General features: G+C 68.1%; 12 protein-coding genes. 1 reads left to right on the plus strand and 11 read right to left on the minus strand.

Annotation, left to right across the window (positions count from 1 at the left end):
- Positions 1–14: 14 nt before the first annotated feature.
- The 5 genes from OXU32_17530 to murA all read right to left on the minus strand — a co-directional run bounded on the left by OXU32_17530 (position 15) and on the right by murA (position 6,652).
- Positions 15–293 (minus strand): DUF503 domain-containing protein, encoded by a 279-nt coding sequence (locus tag OXU32_17530; protein ID MDE0075756.1) that lies wholly within the window; start codon positions 291–293, stop codon positions 15–17.
- A 33-nt stretch (positions 294–326) separates the two neighbouring features.
- On the minus strand, positions 327–3,260 hold the full coding sequence (gene infB, locus OXU32_17535; protein MDE0075757.1) for a translation initiation factor IF-2: 2,934 nt from the start codon (positions 3,258–3,260) through the stop codon (positions 327–329).
- A 125-nt stretch (positions 3,261–3,385) separates the two neighbouring features.
- Positions 3,386–4,732: a transcription termination factor NusA gene (gene nusA, locus OXU32_17540; protein ID MDE0075758.1), complete on the minus strand. Its 1,347-nt coding sequence runs from the start codon at positions 4,730–4,732 to the stop codon at positions 3,386–3,388.
- A 255-nt stretch (positions 4,733–4,987) separates the two neighbouring features.
- Positions 4,988–5,308, minus strand: coding sequence for a hypothetical protein (locus tag OXU32_17545; protein ID MDE0075759.1), 321 nt, complete (start codon positions 5,306–5,308; stop codon positions 4,988–4,990).
- Between the two features lie 66 nt (positions 5,309–5,374).
- On the minus strand, positions 5,375–6,652 hold the full coding sequence (gene murA / locus OXU32_17550) for a UDP-N-acetylglucosamine 1-carboxyvinyltransferase (GenBank protein MDE0075760.1): 1,278 nt from the start codon (positions 6,650–6,652) through the stop codon (positions 5,375–5,377).
- Positions 6,653–6,960: 308 nt separating this feature from the next.
- On the opposite strand from murA, the gene OXU32_17555 reads away from it, so the two are divergent.
- Entirely contained in the window at positions 6,961–7,602 is a 642-nt protein-coding gene (locus OXU32_17555) for a hypothetical protein (GenBank protein MDE0075761.1), read from the plus strand.
- Positions 7,603–7,649: 47 nt separating this feature from the next.
- Here OXU32_17555 and gatB read toward each other — a convergent pair whose 3' ends face one another.
- From gatB to serS, 6 genes are all read right to left on the minus strand, one after another.
- Positions 7,650–9,089, minus strand: coding sequence for an Asp-tRNA(Asn)/Glu-tRNA(Gln) amidotransferase subunit GatB (gatB, locus tag OXU32_17560; GenBank protein MDE0075762.1), 1,440 nt, complete (start codon positions 9,087–9,089; stop codon positions 7,650–7,652).
- Complete coding sequence (gene gatA / locus OXU32_17565; GenBank protein ID MDE0075763.1) at positions 9,086–10,471, minus strand: Asp-tRNA(Asn)/Glu-tRNA(Gln) amidotransferase subunit GatA; 1,386 nt, start codon at positions 10,469–10,471, stop codon at positions 9,086–9,088. The genes gatB and gatA overlap by 4 nt, the downstream gene beginning before the upstream one ends.
- A 68-nt stretch (positions 10,472–10,539) precedes the next feature.
- Entirely contained in the window at positions 10,540–10,902 is a 363-nt protein-coding gene (locus OXU32_17570) for an aspartyl/glutamyl-tRNA amidotransferase subunit C (protein ID MDE0075764.1), read from the minus strand.
- 26 nt (positions 10,903–10,928) lie between these two features.
- Positions 10,929–13,199, minus strand: a complete 2,271-nt coding sequence (locus OXU32_17575; GenBank protein ID MDE0075765.1) for a UvrD-helicase domain-containing protein — start codon at positions 13,197–13,199, stop codon at positions 10,929–10,931.
- A gap of 4 nt (positions 13,200–13,203) precedes the next feature.
- Positions 13,204–14,382, minus strand: coding sequence for a HAMP domain-containing sensor histidine kinase (locus tag OXU32_17580; protein ID MDE0075766.1), 1,179 nt, complete (start codon positions 14,380–14,382; stop codon positions 13,204–13,206).
- Positions 14,383–14,397: 15 nt separating this feature from the next.
- Entirely contained in the window at positions 14,398–15,675 is a 1,278-nt protein-coding gene (gene serS / locus OXU32_17585) for a serine--tRNA ligase (GenBank protein ID MDE0075767.1), read from the minus strand.
- Between the last annotated feature and the right edge of the window lie 9 nt (positions 15,676–15,684).

Genomic DNA, 15,684 nt, shown 5'->3' on the forward strand with positions numbered 1-15,684 from the left:
CTTCCGCGCGCGCTTCAGGCCAGGGGGTCGCGGACCGAGAGTACGACGACGCGGCCATCGGCCTCCACGAAGCCGGCGAGACGGCCGCGAATCGACTCGGCGTGACGCCCTTCCGTGGTCACGAAGACCGCCGTAAGACCCGCTCGCGCGTGCAACTCGCGCATATGGGTCTCCGAAACGCCGACGTTGAAGCGATGGCGCATGCGGTCCTTCAGGGAACGCACGACGTTGCGCTTGTCCTTGAGGGACACGCATCCCGGAAGCAAAAGGTCCCAGGAGATCGCCCCGATCACCACGGCCGGCGAACCGCCGGACCGCCCGCGGCCTCATCGCGCGTGAGCACTTCCGGCCAGGGTGCGCGCGACTTCCTCGACCACGAAGCACTCGATGACATCACCCACTTTCACATCGTTGTAGTTGGCGATTCCAATCCCGCACTCGAGCCCGTTGCGGACCAGCTTCACATCGTCCTTGAACCGCTTGAGCGAACTGATCTCTCCCGTGTACACCACGACGCCGTCGCGGATCAGACGCACCGTCGACGGGTGTTCCACAGCCCCCTCGCTGACGTAGCAGCCCGCGATGGTGCCGACCCTCGTCACCCTGAAGGTCTCGCGCACCTCCGCGCTTGCCACGACCTTCTCGAGGCGCTCCGGGGCGAGCATGCCTTCCAGAGCGGCGCGCACGTCGTTTTCCGCGTCGTAGATGACGTCGTAGACCTGGATGTCCACGCCCTCACGCTCGGCCAGCTGCCGGGCGTTGATGTTCGGACGCACCCTGAAGCCGATGATGACACCCCCGGCGGTGCGCGCGAGCAGGACATCCTCCTCGTTGATGGCTCCCACCGCCCGGTGGACGATCTCCACCCGCACTTCCGCGGTGCTGAGTCGCTGGAGCGTATCCGACACCGCCTGTACGGAGCCGTCGACGTCGCCCTTGATGATGAGCGGCAGAGTGCTGACTTCACCCGCGGACAGGATCTGGGAGAAGTCCCCAAGCCTGATCCCGCGATCCTTGATGCGCAGGAGCTTCTCGCGCTCCAGGCGCTGGCGGGTGCTGGCGATCTCGGATGCCCGCATGGCCTCCATGACCTGCAGCGTGTCGCCCGCCTGGGGCACGCCCCTGACGCCCAGAAGCTGCACCGGAGTGCCGGGGCCCGCCTCTTCCACGACCGCCCCGCGCTCGTCCAGCAGCGCGCGCACGCGGCCGTCGAACTTGCCGCAAATGAAGTCGTCGCCCACTCGAAGGGTACCCCGCTGAACCAGCACGGAAACGACGGGGCCCTTCCCGACATCCAGTCTGGCCTCGATCACGGCGCCCGTTGCCGGGCGGTTCGGGTTGGCCTTCAGTTCGAGCAACTCCGCCTGCAGCAGCACCTTCTCCAGAAGCTCGTCCATGCCCGCTCCGGTGCGGGCGGAGATCGGCGCCACCAGCACGTCGCCCCCGAAATCCTCTACGGTGACGTCGTGACTGAGAAGCTGCTGCTTGACGCGTTCGGCGTCTGCCGCCGGCAGATCCATCTTGTTGATGGCCACCACGATGGGGACGCCGGCGTTGCGCGCGTGGGAGATCGCCTCGATGGTCTGCGGCATGACGGAGTCGTCCGCCGCCACCACCAGGATCACGATGTCGGTGACGTCGGCGCCCCGCGCGCGCATGGCGGTGAACGCGGCGTGGCCCGGCGTATCCAGGAACGTGAGCGAGCGGTCGCCGTCCACCTGGACGTGGTAGGCCCCGATATGCTGGGTGATGCCACCGGACTCGCCCGCGACGACGTTGGTGTCCCGGATCGAGTCGAGCAGCTTCGTCTTTCCGTGGTCCACGTGACCCATGACCGTGACCACGGGTGGGCGTGGCATAGCCAGCTCGGGATCGTCCTCCTCCTCCACTTCACCGTCTTCCGCGGCGCCGTACTCCTGCTCGCGGACGGCGGTAAAGTTGAACTCCTCCAGCAGCATTTCGATCTGGTCGAAATCCAGCCGCTGGTTGATCGTGACCATGAGGCCCAGGCTCTTGAAGGCCGAGCCGATGAGTTCGGTTGAAGATATGTCGATGAGTTCCCCGAGTTCGGCCACGGTCAGAAACTCGTTCACGCGCACGGTGGTGGCTTCGCGCTCCTCCTGCTTGCGGGCTTCCTCCTTGCGAGCCTCCTTTTCCTCCACCCTGGGACGCGTATCACGGCTCTTGCGCCGACGCCGGCCCCCGCCCTTCAGTTCGGCCATCACGCGCTGGATGTTCTCCTGCACGGCGCCCTGGTCCACCCGCTGGCGCCTTCTGCCCTTCTTCCGTCCCCGCTTGCGTCTGCCGTCGGGCCCGTACCCTTCGGCCTGGATGCGCACCTGGCCTCCGGGCCCGGCGCTGGCTGCGGGAGCCAGTCGGGGTGACTGGCGCACGACCCGCACGGGACCTTCGGGCCCCTGACTGCGCGCCGACCGCAGCTTGGGTCGGGCCGCAGCCGGGAAGGTCTCGGCCGAAGTGACGTTCGCGTCGTGGGCCGGGGCCGCATGGCCAGGGTCGGAGGAAGCCCCGGCCGGTGGCTGCGCGGAGGCTGAGGGCGGGGTCGGCGGCTCCGGCGATGCGCCAGAGGCGGTCGGGGCGGCAGCTTGGCTCCCGGACCGTGGGTCGGGGACCGCGTCGCGATGGTCGGCCGGGTGCGATGCGGATGCGGACCCGTCTTCCGCGCGCCGTGCCGTACCCGGCCCATCGCCGGCGTCGGCAACCTGCGCCGCGGCGGCCGCGTCCGCGGCCACGGCATCCTGCCCGGCGGTGGCCCCGGCCGCGCCGCCATCGAGCTGGTCTGCCCCGGCCGGCGGCGACTCGCTTCCTGCGCCGGGCATGTCCGGACCCGATGCTGCGGTCTCGGGAGAGGACGTCTCGCCATTGGGCGCGTGGTGTCCCGCGGAACCGGCGTCCTCGGCGGGTTCCGCCGCATCGCCCGCGGAGGGCGGTCCGGCGGCCACCTGTACGGAATCGGCCTGCTCGGTCACCGGATCCGAGTTCTCCGCCGTCCCGACCGGGGACGCAACGGCTACAACTTCGGCTTCGCTCGGCGTCACGCGCCGGATTCGCCTGCGACTGCGCCTCCGCCGGACATGGGTTGACCGAACATCTTCCAGCGCGGCCTGCACGGCTTCACGGGTTCCGAAGCCGCTTTGTCGCCGCTCGCGCTCGATTCGCGCCAGGAGACGCGAGACGTCGTCGCCGGGCACAAAATCCCTGTCTCCGTGCAGCGCTACGCCCATCTTGCGCAACAGCGTCAACAGCATCCGCGACGAGACCCGCAAATCTCTCGCAAGCTCAAACACCCGCATGCCCCTGGACTTCCTCCCTGGTTGGCTTCCCCGGCCCGGCCGACGAACTCCGTCTGCGCCGTGCCCCGGCTATCTCATCCGTCTGTGTGCTCTCCGTCCGCAAGAGCTTCGGGTTGCGCGTCTTCCTCGCCCTCGATCACGGTCAATTCGTCGATCAGCCCGACGATCTGGTCTACGGCGTCAGTAGAGAGTCCCGGTATCGCCAGAAACTCGCCCCTCTCCAGGTTAATGATCTGGAGGAAGGTGGTGTATCCCGCCCCTCCGAGCGCCTGCAGCGCGTCGGCCGGCAACTCCAGTTCCGAGAGCGGAAAATCGGACGTTTCGTAGTTTTCCTCGGCGTCCGGGAAGATGGCCGTGTCCGCTCCCCGCTCAAGCCACTCGCGAGACCCGTAGAGGTCGATCTGCCACCCGATCAACTGCGACGCCAGACGAACGTTCTGTCCATTCCGGCCGATCGCCAGGGACAACTGATCCTCGTCCACGATCGCGGTGATTACCTGGTTGTCGTAGTTGCTGATGACCTTCGCAACCCGCGCGGGCGCAAGCGCCCTGCGGGCGAAGACTTCGGGATCGGGATGCCAAGGCACGATATCGATCCGCTCTCCGCCCAGCTCGGAAACGACGGCCTGTACGCGGGATCCTTTCAGCCCTACGCACGCGCCCACGGGATCGATGGATTCGTCACGCGACGACACCGCGATCTTGGTTCTGCCGCCGACTTCCCTGGCCTTTTCCCGGATGTCGACGATGCCCTGGTAGATCTCCGGCACCTCGAGCCTGAAGAGGGACTCGACGAAAACGGGGTCCGCGCGCGACAGAATGAGCCGGGGCCCCTTGGGAGACTCCTCGATCTTCTTCAACACGGCGCGGATCGGATCGCCCTGGCGGAAACGCTCCCGGGGGTTCTGCTCCTTCCAGGGGATGATGGCGTCCGCGTCCTTGGCGAGGTTCAGCATCACCACCACCTTGCCCCGCTCGATCTGCTGCACGTCGCCCGAAAGCAGCTCGCCGACCCGGTCCGCGAACTCTTCGCGAATCCGGTCGCGCTCGTTCTCGCGAATACGCTGGACGATGCGCTGCTTGGTCGCCATCACCGCGTTGCGTCCGAACTCGGTGAAGTCCATGGGGATTTCCATGAGATCCCCGATTTCGAAGGCCTCGTCGTCCCAGCGGGCTTCCTCCAGGGAAATCTCCGCGGAGCCGTCCTCGACCTGGTCTACGACACGCTTGAGGACGACGATGTCGATCGCTCCGCTCATGTCGTCCACGTCGATCTCGGCGCGCACGTTGGGCCCATGGATGCGTGCGAGGCCGGCCATGATCCCGTCCTCGATCAACTCGTTGAGTTCGTCCACGGACAGGTTCTTGGTGGCGGCCATGTCCCGGAATGCCGCAATTATCTGGCCCGAGTTCGCTATCATCGACTCCGTTCACCCTGCCGACACACGCGGATCGTCCGCCCGTCCCGTGCAAGTCGGGATCATGTCACGGGTGGCCCGCCCGCGCGGCGCCGCCCGGCTTGCCGGGTAAAAAAAAGCGGGGGCCACTGGCTCCCCACTCTCAAGATCGTCGGCCGACGATCCGCCCGGACCCTGAACAATAAGGGTTTGTCCACCCCCGTTCAAGGCTTCGGAGCCGGCCGCGCGGCTCCGGCTGCCAGCGTGGCGCGTCCCCGGTCACGGGGTCGGGTCTTGCCGCTCCAGGCGCTCGATCCTCGCGGCGAGACGCTCTACCGCCTCCCGCAGCTGGTCCATCTCGCGACGGGTCACGAAGTCCAGGCGATCACGGGCGGTCTCGGCCGCCGCCTGAGCCCTGGACAACGCGCCCTTCACCGCATCGCGCGCCGCTTCGGCGTTCGGCCCGCCCTGCTCGCGGGTCTCGGCCAGGGTTTCCTCAATGGCGTCCTTGAGCGCCGAAAGAAAACCGAGCCCCTGACTCAACCCTTCGCGAATGCCCTTTCTCCTGCGACGCTCGCCGTCGCTTCCCTCTTCCTTCACGGTGTACCTCCCTGCCCCTGGTGTCGTGTGTCAGCCGGATTCCACACCCCGTGCAGGACCCGGTGTTCAACCCACGCGCTCGATGTGCGCTCCGAGTCCGCGCAGGCGTTCGTCGATCTGCTGATAGCCGCGTTCGATCTGGGCGATGTTGTGAATCTCGCTGGTTCCCCTGGCAGCCAGAGCGGCGAGCAGGATCGCCATGCCCGCGCGAATGTCCGGGCTCTCGAGGCGTCCGCCCCGCAGTTGCGCGGGGCCGACCACGACCGCGCGATGCGGATCGCACAGGATGATCTGCGCCCCCATGGAAACAAGCTTGTCGGTGAAGAACATGCGTGACTCGAACATCTTCTCGTATACGAGCACGGTGCCGTGGCACTGCGTGGCCGTGACCAGCGCGATCGACGTGAGGTCGGCAGGAAACGCCGGCCAGGGCCCGTCGTCGATCTTGGGCACGTGGCCGAAGGCGTCCGGCCGGATCCCGAGCTCGCGATCGCCCCGCACGACCAGCGACCCGTCGACAGGTTCGCACTCGACGCCAAGGCGCCGGAAGCCCAGCAAGGTCGAATCCAGATGCTCGATCGGGACATCCTCGATGACCAGTCTGCTTCGCGTCACTGCCGCGAGGCCGATGAAGGAACCGATTTCGATGTGGTCGGCGCCGATCCGGTATCTGGCTCCGCCCAGCTCTCCGACGCCCTCGATATCGAGGACATGCGTGCCGATGCCTCGGATGCGCGCACCCATCGCATTCAGCAGGTGGCACAAGTCCTGGACGTGCGGTTCGGCCGCCGCGTTTCGAATCCGGGTTCGGCCGCGGGCCAGCGTGGCCGCCATCACGGCGTTCTCCGTGCCGGTCACCGAAGGCTCGTCCAGGAACATCGAGGCGCCCTTCAGGCTGGACGCGTGGATCTCGAACTCCCTTCCCAGCCGCGTCTCTCCCCCCAATGCCGCAAGCGCCATGAAGTGGGTGTCCAGCCGGCGGCGGCCGATCACGTCACCCCCGGGAGGGGGAAGCAGGACGCGTCCGAAGCGCGCCAGCAACGGCCCGGCGAGCAGAATCGAGGCCCGAATGCGCTCTGCGAGCGCGCGCGGGGGACGGACGTCGCTGACCTGTCCCGCATCCACGGTGACCACGTTGGGCCCCTCCCAGGACACTTCGGCGCCCAGGGCGCGCAGGATCGCGGCCAACGCCTCCACATCCTTGATGCGGGGGACGTTCTCCAGGGTGACCGGCTCTGTCGCGAGGAGCGTCGCCGCAAGTGCCGGCAACGCCGCGTTCTTGTTTCCTGCCGGCCTTATGGTCCCGCTGAGGGGGTGGCCGCCTTCGACCAGGAAGTGTGCCATGACATGGGGGTGGAATGGTGGACCAGGTGGAAGCTACGGGAGCGCGGCCAGCGCCGGGACCTTGGGGGCGGTCGCGCGTCGGGTCGCTGGTCGCATTGCCGCGCCAACATACCGCGTCGCCGACGCCCCGGCCAGCGGGATCAGGACGTGCATGGAAGTTCTTGCAGCGCAAGCCCCGAATGCGCTACCATTGGAGAACAGATGATTCTACAAGTTATTGTCAATACGTCAGATGCACCCTTCGGTGAGGCGCTCTCCGAGGGAGGCCCCGCCAATCTTCTCGGCTCCACGCCGCTCCTGATCATACCATGATTGCAACGGTTTGGACGATAGCGGCCGCGGCATCCGCCCGGGTGTCGGGGCAGGAACCGGCGCCCGACACGGTTTTCGTCATGGTCGCGCCCTCGGGGATCGCGAACGTCAGCGAGTGGGGCCTCCTGGCCCTCGTGGTCCTGGCCTCGCTCGGCGCCGTGGCGCTGCTGGCCTTCCTGAGGCGGCTGGACAGGCACGGGCGCCGGCTCACCGACATCGCGCGCCGGCTGGAAGAGCACAGCCGGCCGGTGCTCGAACGGGCTGCCGGCGTCGCGGACAACGTGGATGCCGTCTCCCGCTCGCTGCGCGACGAGGCGCGGCACCTCACAGGGTCCGTGCGGGCGCTGTCCGACCGGCTGAGGCAGGCATCGACGCACATGGAAACCCGCATCGATGAGTTCAACGCGTTGCTGGAAGTGGTGCAGGCCGAGGCTGAAGAGACTTTTCTCAAGACGGCTGCGGCCGTTCGCGGGGTGGGCGCCGGCGCCCGCGCCCTTGAGCGCACGCGCGGCGGCGCCCGCTCCGTGCTCCCGGTCGAAGAGGATGCCGCGTCGGGGCCCCCAGGCGATGAGCCGGCTGACACCCCCGCCGTCACAGGGCCGGATGACGGGCGCGAGCCGGCTGGCGAGACCGGATAGCGGCGGCGGGCAGCCCGTGGGTCAACTCGGCCGGCGATCCGCCGACTTCAATCGGCATCGGCGTCCAGCGCGGCCCGCAGCAACTGGCTCACGCGGCGCGGGTCGGCCTTGCGCCCGGAGGCACGCATGACCTGGCCCATGAGAAACCCGAAAAGGCGCGTCTCCCCCGCGCGGTAGCGGGCGACTGCCTCCGGATGCGCCGTCACCGCGTCCGTCACCCACCTGTCCAGCACCTGGTCTTCCCGTACCTGCCTGAGCCCTTCCCGCTGGACGACCGCCCCGGGCGCGTCGCCGGTGCGCGCCATGCCGGCGAGGACCGTCTTTGCCGCCGTGGCCGACAGCGTCCCCTTGTCCACCAGCACAAGCAGTTCGGCGAGTCGCCCGGGTGCCAGCCCCGGTGAGGAAAGGTCGGCGATTCCTCGTTTCACCGTCTCGAGCACCGGCCCCATCACCCAGTTGGACACCGTCTTGGGCTGCCTACCGCACGCGACAACGGCTTCGTAGTAGTCCGCGAGTCCCCGGGACGAAGTAAGCACGTCCGCGTCGTATGCGGGCAACTCGTACTGACGCCGAAAGCGCTCGCGCTTTGCACGCGGAAGCTCGCCCAGTTCCGCCCGCAGCGACGCGACGCGCGCGGCCGAGAGGACGAGAGGCGGGAGGTCGGGATCGGGGAAATACCGGTAGTCCTGGCTGTCCTCCTTGTCCCGCATCACCCGCACGTCGCCTCCTGCGGCATCCCAGAGCAGGGTCTGGCGGGTCACGGCGCGGCCTTCGGCGCGAAGCCGGGTCTGGCGCCAGATCTCGACGCCGAGCGCCTTTTCCACCGCCGAGAAACTGTTGAGGTTCTTGACCTCGGTGCTGGCCTCGAGGCGCTCGCTTCCCTTCTTCCGCAGGGACACGTTCGCGTCCACGCGCAGGCTGCCTTCTTCCATGTTGCAATCGGATATCCCCAGGTATTCCATCAGCCGCTTGAGGAGCTGGAGATAGGAGCGCGCCTCCCGGGGAGAGCGCAGGTCCGGCTCCGAAACGACTTCGATCAGCGGGGTGCCGGTCCGGTTCAGATCGATGGCGGTCGCGGAGGCGAAGCGGTCGTGTAGCGACTTTCCGGCGTCCTCTTCCATGTGCACCCGCCGGATCCGCACCCGCCGGCCGCCATCCAGTTCCACGGCACCCCGGGTGGCCAGGGGGCGTTCGAACTGGGAGATCTGATATCCCTTGGGCAGATCGGGATAGAAGTAGTTCTTGCGGGCGAAGACGGAGACGGGGTGGATGGTGCAGTCCAGCGCGAGCGCCGCCCGGAGCGCGAGATCGACCGCTCCCGGGTCGAGCACGGGGAGCGCGCCGGGCAGCCCCAGGCAGACCGGGCACACGGCCGTGTTGGGCGGTGCTCCGAATGCGGTTGAATCCGCGCAGAACAGCTTGCGCCCGGTGTCGAGCTGAACGTGGACCTCCAGGCCGATCACGGCTTCCAGCCGCGAATCCTTCATGCAGCACTTGCGCCGGACGGAACCGGGGGAGATCCCACCGTCCCCAGTTCGGCTTCGAGCGCCGCGGCCGCGGTCAGCAGCGTGTCCTCCCGCCAGTGTGCGGCCATGAGTTGACCCCCAACGGGCAATCCTTCCGCCAGCCCGATGGGAACGGACATTGCGGGTACCCCGGCCAGGTTGGCGGTCACGGTGAAGACATCGGACAGGTACATCTGGTAGGGATCGTGGATGCGCTCTCCCAGCTTGAAGGCGGGGGTCGGCGCAGTCGGGGTGAAGAGCACGTCCACGCCATCCCCGAATGTCCGCTTGAAATCCCGGGCGACGGCAGCCCGCGCCTCCTGCGCACGGCCGTAGTACGCGTCGTAGTAGCCTGCCGACAGCGCGTAGGTACCGAGCAGGATGCGCCGCTTGACCTCGGTGCCGAAGCCCTCGGAGCGGGAGAGTTCGTACAGTCGCTCGGTAGTATCCGCCTCCCGGCAGCGGCGCCCGAAGCGGACACCGTCGTACCGGGCCAGATTGGACGAAGCTTCGGCGGGCGCGATGATGTAGTAGGCGGGAATTGCGTATCGGGTGTGCGGCAGGGACACCTCCCGCAACTCGGCGCCCGCTCCCTCCAGGGCACCGAGGGCGTGCTCCGCCAGCCGGCGCACCACCGGGTCCAGGCCGGCGGGGAAGTACTCGCGCGGAACGCCGACGACCAGCCCGCGCACCCCCCGCTCGCAGGCCGCCGTCAGAGGCGGTACGGGGCGGTTGACCGAGGTGGCGTCGCGCGGGTCGTGGCCGCTCAGGACTTCGAGCAGGGTGGCCGCGTCGCGCACAGTGCGGCCGAGGGCGCCCACCTGGTCGAGCGAGGAGGCGAAGGCGACCAGCCCGTAGCGGCTCACCCGCCCGTAGGTGGGCTTGATGCCCACCACCCCGCAGAACGACGCCGGCTGGCGAACCGAACCACCTGTGTCCGAGCCCACCGCGACCGGCACGATGCCCGCGGCCACCGCCGCCGCCGACCCGCCGGAGCTTCCGCCGGGAACCCGTTCCGCATGCCAGGGATTGCGCGTGGGACCGAAGGCGGAGTTTTCGGTCGACGACCCCATGGCGAACTCGTCCATGTTGGTCTTGCCGACGATGACCGCGCCCGCTCCGCGAAGCCGACGGACGGCGGTGGCTTCGTACGGGGAACGGAACTCCTCCAGGATGCGGGAGCCGCAGGTGGTGGGGAAGCCGGCCGTGGCCAGGTTGTCCTTGACCGCGACCGGTATGCCCGCGAGCAGGCCGTCGCGCGGACCGCGTTGCCGATCCGCGTTCGCATCCACGGCGATGAAGGCGTTGAGCGGAGCGGGGCCCCGCTCCCACGTCCCGTGCGCCTCCAGCGCCTGCGCCGCCATCGAGCCCCAGGCGAGTTTCCCGTTCCGGACCTCCGCGGCCCTCGCCGCCACGCCGCCCGCATTCGCCTTCACGGCGAGCTCTTCCGTTCGCCGGGTGCGCCCGCCACACCTGGAAGCCGGGGGACGATGAAGAGACCATCCCGCCAGTCGGGAGCGATGCGCGCGAGCGGCCGCTCGAGAGGATCCGGCGTCGTTGCACCTTCTCCGGCCGGAGGACCGCTCCGGTCCGAGGCTTCCCCGAATGGTCGCGTGGAGCCCTCGTCCTGCGGGACGCCGGATGTGGGAGCAGGCTCCGGCGCGACCCCGCTCAACACCGCCATGTGCTCCAGGATCGAGCTCATGTCGCGCGCCATGCGCTTCGCCTCCCCCTGGTCGAGGCGGACGCGAGCGAGGGCGGCGATTCGGTGAATCTCCTCAATGGTTACGGTCACGCCCGGCTCCGTCCCATCCGGTCTGTTCACTCGAACGCCCTCTCGAGACCCGCGAAGCGCGCTACCAGTTTCTTCCTCCCCACGTCATCGAAATCCACCGTCACCCTGAGGTCCGGACCGAACCCCGAGATATCCAGGATCGATCCGAAGCCGAAGGTCCCGTGAACCACGCGTTCACCTTGCCGGTAGCGGGGAGCGTCCTGGTTCAGATCATCGTATCGGGCCGGATCCGGGTCCGCATAGGCCTGGCTCCGGTCCAGGGACTCGCCACCATGCCTGCCCTCCCGGTACGCGCCTCTCGCGCGATACCGGTGGCGGGACAACTGCAGCCGCGACGAGCGCCGGTATTCCACCAGCGTGTCGGGAATCGTGCCGAGGAACGACGAGGGCCTCGATGTCATGCCCTCGCCGGCTCGCCATCTTCGCTCCGCGTAGCTGAGATAGAGTTTCTCCTCGGCCCGCGTGATGCCCACATAGAAGAGCCTCCGTTCCTCCTCCAGTTCCTCGGGCAGTTCCAGCGCCCGCGACAGCGGAAACAGCCCCTCCTCCATTCCGGCGAGAAAGACGCACGGGAACTCGAGCCCCTTCGCGCTGTGGAGGGTCATGAGGGTGACCGCGTCGGCCCCACTGTCGTGCGCGTCGATGCCCGTGACCAGCGCCGTGTGCTGAAGGAACAGATCCAGCTCGCTGGCCTTCGCGATCTCCTCCTCTTCGCCCAGATCATGCTCCGAGGGGTCGAAGCGGAAGGCGGCGGCGATCAACTCCGTCACGTTCGCGGCCCTGTCCTCGCCCTCCGGCCCCTCTTTGCGCAGCCGCTCCCGCAGGTCCAACCCGGTGACCACCGCCTCCGTGACCTCGCCCGCATTGCGTTCCCGGGCGAGGGAGCGCCAGTCACCGATCATGCGCGCGAAGCGCCCGAGCGTGCGGGCGGTGGACGGCCGGATGCCTTCCGCCGCGCGCGCCTCCGCCGCAGCCTCGAGCAGCGACACCCCGCGTCCTCGTGCCCACGCCGTCAACCGGCTGCGCGACACCGTGCCGATTCCGCGTTTCGGATAGTTGACGACGCGGTTGAACGCCTCTTCGTCCCGGGGGTTCGAGATCAGCCGCAGATAGGCCAGCACGTCGCGGATCTCGCGCCTCTCGTAGAAGCGCACCCCTCCGACGATCTGGTAGGGGATGAAGCGCCGCATCAGCTCTTCCTCGAGCGCGCGCGACTGGGCGTTGGTGCGGTAGAGGACGGCGAAACTCCCGAACGGCCATCCGTTGGCCTGCTTCAGCGACTCGGCCTCATCGGCGATGCAGCGAGCCTCGTCGGTCTCGGTCGCGGTGTGCAGAACGCTCAGCATTTCGCCGTCCGGGCGGCGCGTATGCAGCGTCTTCGCCTTGCGGGCAACGTTGTGCGAGATCGCGGCATTGGCCGCGTGGAGGACGTGTCCGGTAGACCGGTAGTTGCGCTCCAGCCGGACGACGCGGGCGCTGGGGAAGACCGACTCGAACTGGAGGATGTTGCGGATGTCGGCCCCCCGCCATCCATAGATGCTCTGATCGTCGTCGCCCACCACCATGAGGTTGCCGTGCGCACGCGCCAGCAGGTCGAGCAGCCGGAACTGGGCATGGTTGGTGTCCTGGTACTCGTCCACCAGCATGAACGCGAAGCGGTCCGAGTACCGGTACAGGATATCGGGATACGACTCCAGCAGCTCCACCGGCTTCATCAGCAGATCGTCGAAGTCGAAGGCGTTCTGGCGCTCCAGGGCAGCCTGATACTCGGGGTACACGAGCGCCGCGGCCGCCGCCAGCGGGTCGGCACCGTCCGCGTTCTCTTCATGAAACCGCTGCGGGCCGGCAAGCACGTTCTTGGCGGCACTGATGACGCCCTGCACCGATCGCGGATTCCATCGCTCCGGGTTGACGCGGACGGCCTTCTGGGCCCGCTTGACCTGGTTCAGGCTCTGCTCGGAATCGAAGATTGTGAACGGGGCCACCCGGCCGACCTCGCCCGCGTGGATTCGCAGAAGACGAGCGCCCAGGGCGTGAAAGGTGCCGAGCCACATCCCCCGCGGCTCTTCTCCCAGGTAGTTGGCGACGCGCTCCCGCATCTCACCCGCCGCCTTGTTGGTGAAGGTGACGGCGAGGATGCGATGCGGCGGAACGCCGTGCTCGCGCACCAGATGGGCGATCCGGCAGGTAAGCGCCCGGGTTTTTCCGGTCCCTGCGCCGGCGAGCACCAGCAGAGGCCCCTCGAAGTGGAGCACGGCGGCCCGCTGCTCGGGGTTCAGCCCCTCCAGGTGATCCACCGGATCAGGCCTCGGACGGAAGTCGTATGTTGAAGGTCGCGCCTGGCTCCCACTCCGACACCAGCTCGAGCTTCCCGCGGTGCACGCCCTGCACGATGCGGCGCGCCAGCGTGAGCCCCACGCCCCAGCCGCTCGCCTTGGTGGTAACACCGGGTTCGAAGATGTCGTCGCGCACGGCGGGATCGATTCCGGGACCGGTATCCGCGATGCGCACATCCACCCATCCCGCACCCGACCCGGAGCATGTGATCGAAATCCGGCCCCCGCGCCCGGCCAGGGCGTCGAGCGAATTCTTGAGCACGTTCTCGAGAGCCCAACTGAGCAGGACATGGTGTCCCCTGACCGCGGGCAGATCGGGGGGAACTTCCATCACCAGTTCCACTTCCGACGCCAGGCTGGGGAGGCGGGAACGGAAGTAGCCCTCCAGCTCCTCCAGCACGCGGGTCAGGTCGACCCGCCCGAGGGCAGGCTCCCGGCCGATCAGTTCGAATCGGCGGGTAACGCGTTCGAGGCGCTCGACATCATCGTCGAGCTCGTGCAGGATCTCGCGCTCGGACAGCTCTCCGGGCCGCTCGGGCGCGGGCAGCTTGAGGAGTTCGACCCAGCCGTGCAGCGAAGAGATCGGTGTACCCAGCTGGTGTGCGAGTTCCCGGGCCATCACCGTCCAGGCCCGCTCTCCAGCCACTCTGCGCTGGTATCGCACCAGTCCCGCCAGCATGAGCACGACCAGCGCCAGCCCCCCCGCCTGAAGCCATGGAATCCAGCGCAGGCGCGTCAGAATCGGAGGTGGGCCGTAGTGGATGAGCTGGACTTCGGGATCGCCGACCGGGGGACTGCGCTGATCCAGGGTGTTGATGTAGCCGCGCACCCGCTCCTGCCCCTGCGCCGAGCCGAGATCCACATCGAAGGGAAGGTTCTCGACGGCCAGCACGGTGTCTCCTGGTCCGGTCATTACGAACGGCACGCCCGACTCGGTGATCAGCAGTTGAAGCCCCCTGAGCGCCTGGATGGAACTGCCTTCCTCGGGGTCGGTCAGGCCTTCCATGACCTCGGCATAGATGCGCGTGAAGATCTCGCTGTCGGCCCGCAGTGCGCGCACGATCTGCTGCGTGTAGAGCAGATACCATCCGGCCAGTGCCACGAAGAGCGCCGCGAGCCCGACGTACCAGCGCTTCGGCGACACCCGCCCGTCGCCTCCTCAGGGCAGCAGGCGACCGGCCCCGAGTCGCTCGGCCAGCGGCTCCGGCAGGGTCACGCTGCCGTCCTCATCCTGGCCGGTCTCCAGCAGGGCCACCAGCAGCCGCGGCAGAGCGAGCGCCGAACCGTTCAACGTGTGCACGAATTCCGGCTTGCGGCCGGGATGGGGCCGATACCGCAGGTTCGCGCGCCGAGCCTGGTAGTCGGTGGTAGTGCTGACGCTCGACACTTCCAGCCAGCGGCGCACGCCCGGGGCCCAGACCTCCAGATCGTAGGTCATGGACGACCAGAAGCCCAGATCGCCCGTCGCCAGGCTGAGAACCCGATAGGGAAGCCCCAAGCGCTGCAGAACCACCTCGGCTTCCGCGGTCATCTCCTCGAGTGCCTCTCGGCTGCGCTCGGGGGTCTCGTAGCGCACCAGCTCGACCTTGTCGAACTGATGCACGCGCAGCAGGCCGCGGGTATCGGCGCCCGCAGCGCCCGCTTCGCGCCGGAAGCAGGGTGAATAGGCGGTGTAGCGAAGAGGCAGTTCGTCCGCGGAGAGGATCTCGCCCCGGTGCATGTTGGTGAGCGGCACTTCGGAAGTGGGGATCAGCCAGAGGTCGTCCAGGGTCGTGACGTACGCATCCTCCTCGAACTTCGGGAGATGGCCGGTGGCGGTGAGGCTCTCGCGGGTGACCATGTAGGGCACGCGCATCTCGGTATAGCCGTGCTCGCGGACATGCAGATCGAGCATGTAGCCGATCAGCTCCCGCTGCAGGCGGGCGCCCCGGCCCGTGAGAACCGGAAATCCCGAACCCGAGATCCTTGCCCCGCGCGCGAGGTCGAGGAGCCCCAGGCCCTCCCCCAGCTCCCAGTGTGGTCTGGGCTCGAAATCGAAGTTCCGCTTCGTCCCCCATTTGCGCACAAGCGCGTTGGATTCCTCCCCCCCATCCGGTACTTCCGGCAGCGGCAGGTTGGGCATCTCCAGCAGGATATCGCGGATGTGCGCCTCCGCATCCTGCACCACTTCGCCGAGCGCGTCGATGCGGCCGCCCACCTTGCGCATTTCGTCGATCAGCCCGTCCGCCGATTCACCCTTCCGCCTCAGTTCCCCGATGCGGCGGGAAACGGTGTTGCGGTGCGCCCTGAGCTCATCGGCTTCTCCGATCGAGGACCGGCGCCGCTCGTCGAGCGCGAGCAGGTGTTCGACCAGGGCGGCCCCGCCGGCGATGCCGCGCCGCGCTATTCCGGCACGAACCAGATCCGGTCGCGCCCGAATCATCCGCAGGTCGAGCATGGCCCAGGA

It is taken from the genome of Gammaproteobacteria bacterium, from assembly GCA_028819075.1.
Lineage (GTDB): Bacteria > Gemmatimonadota > Gemmatimonadetes > Longimicrobiales > Gaopeijiaceae > BD2-11.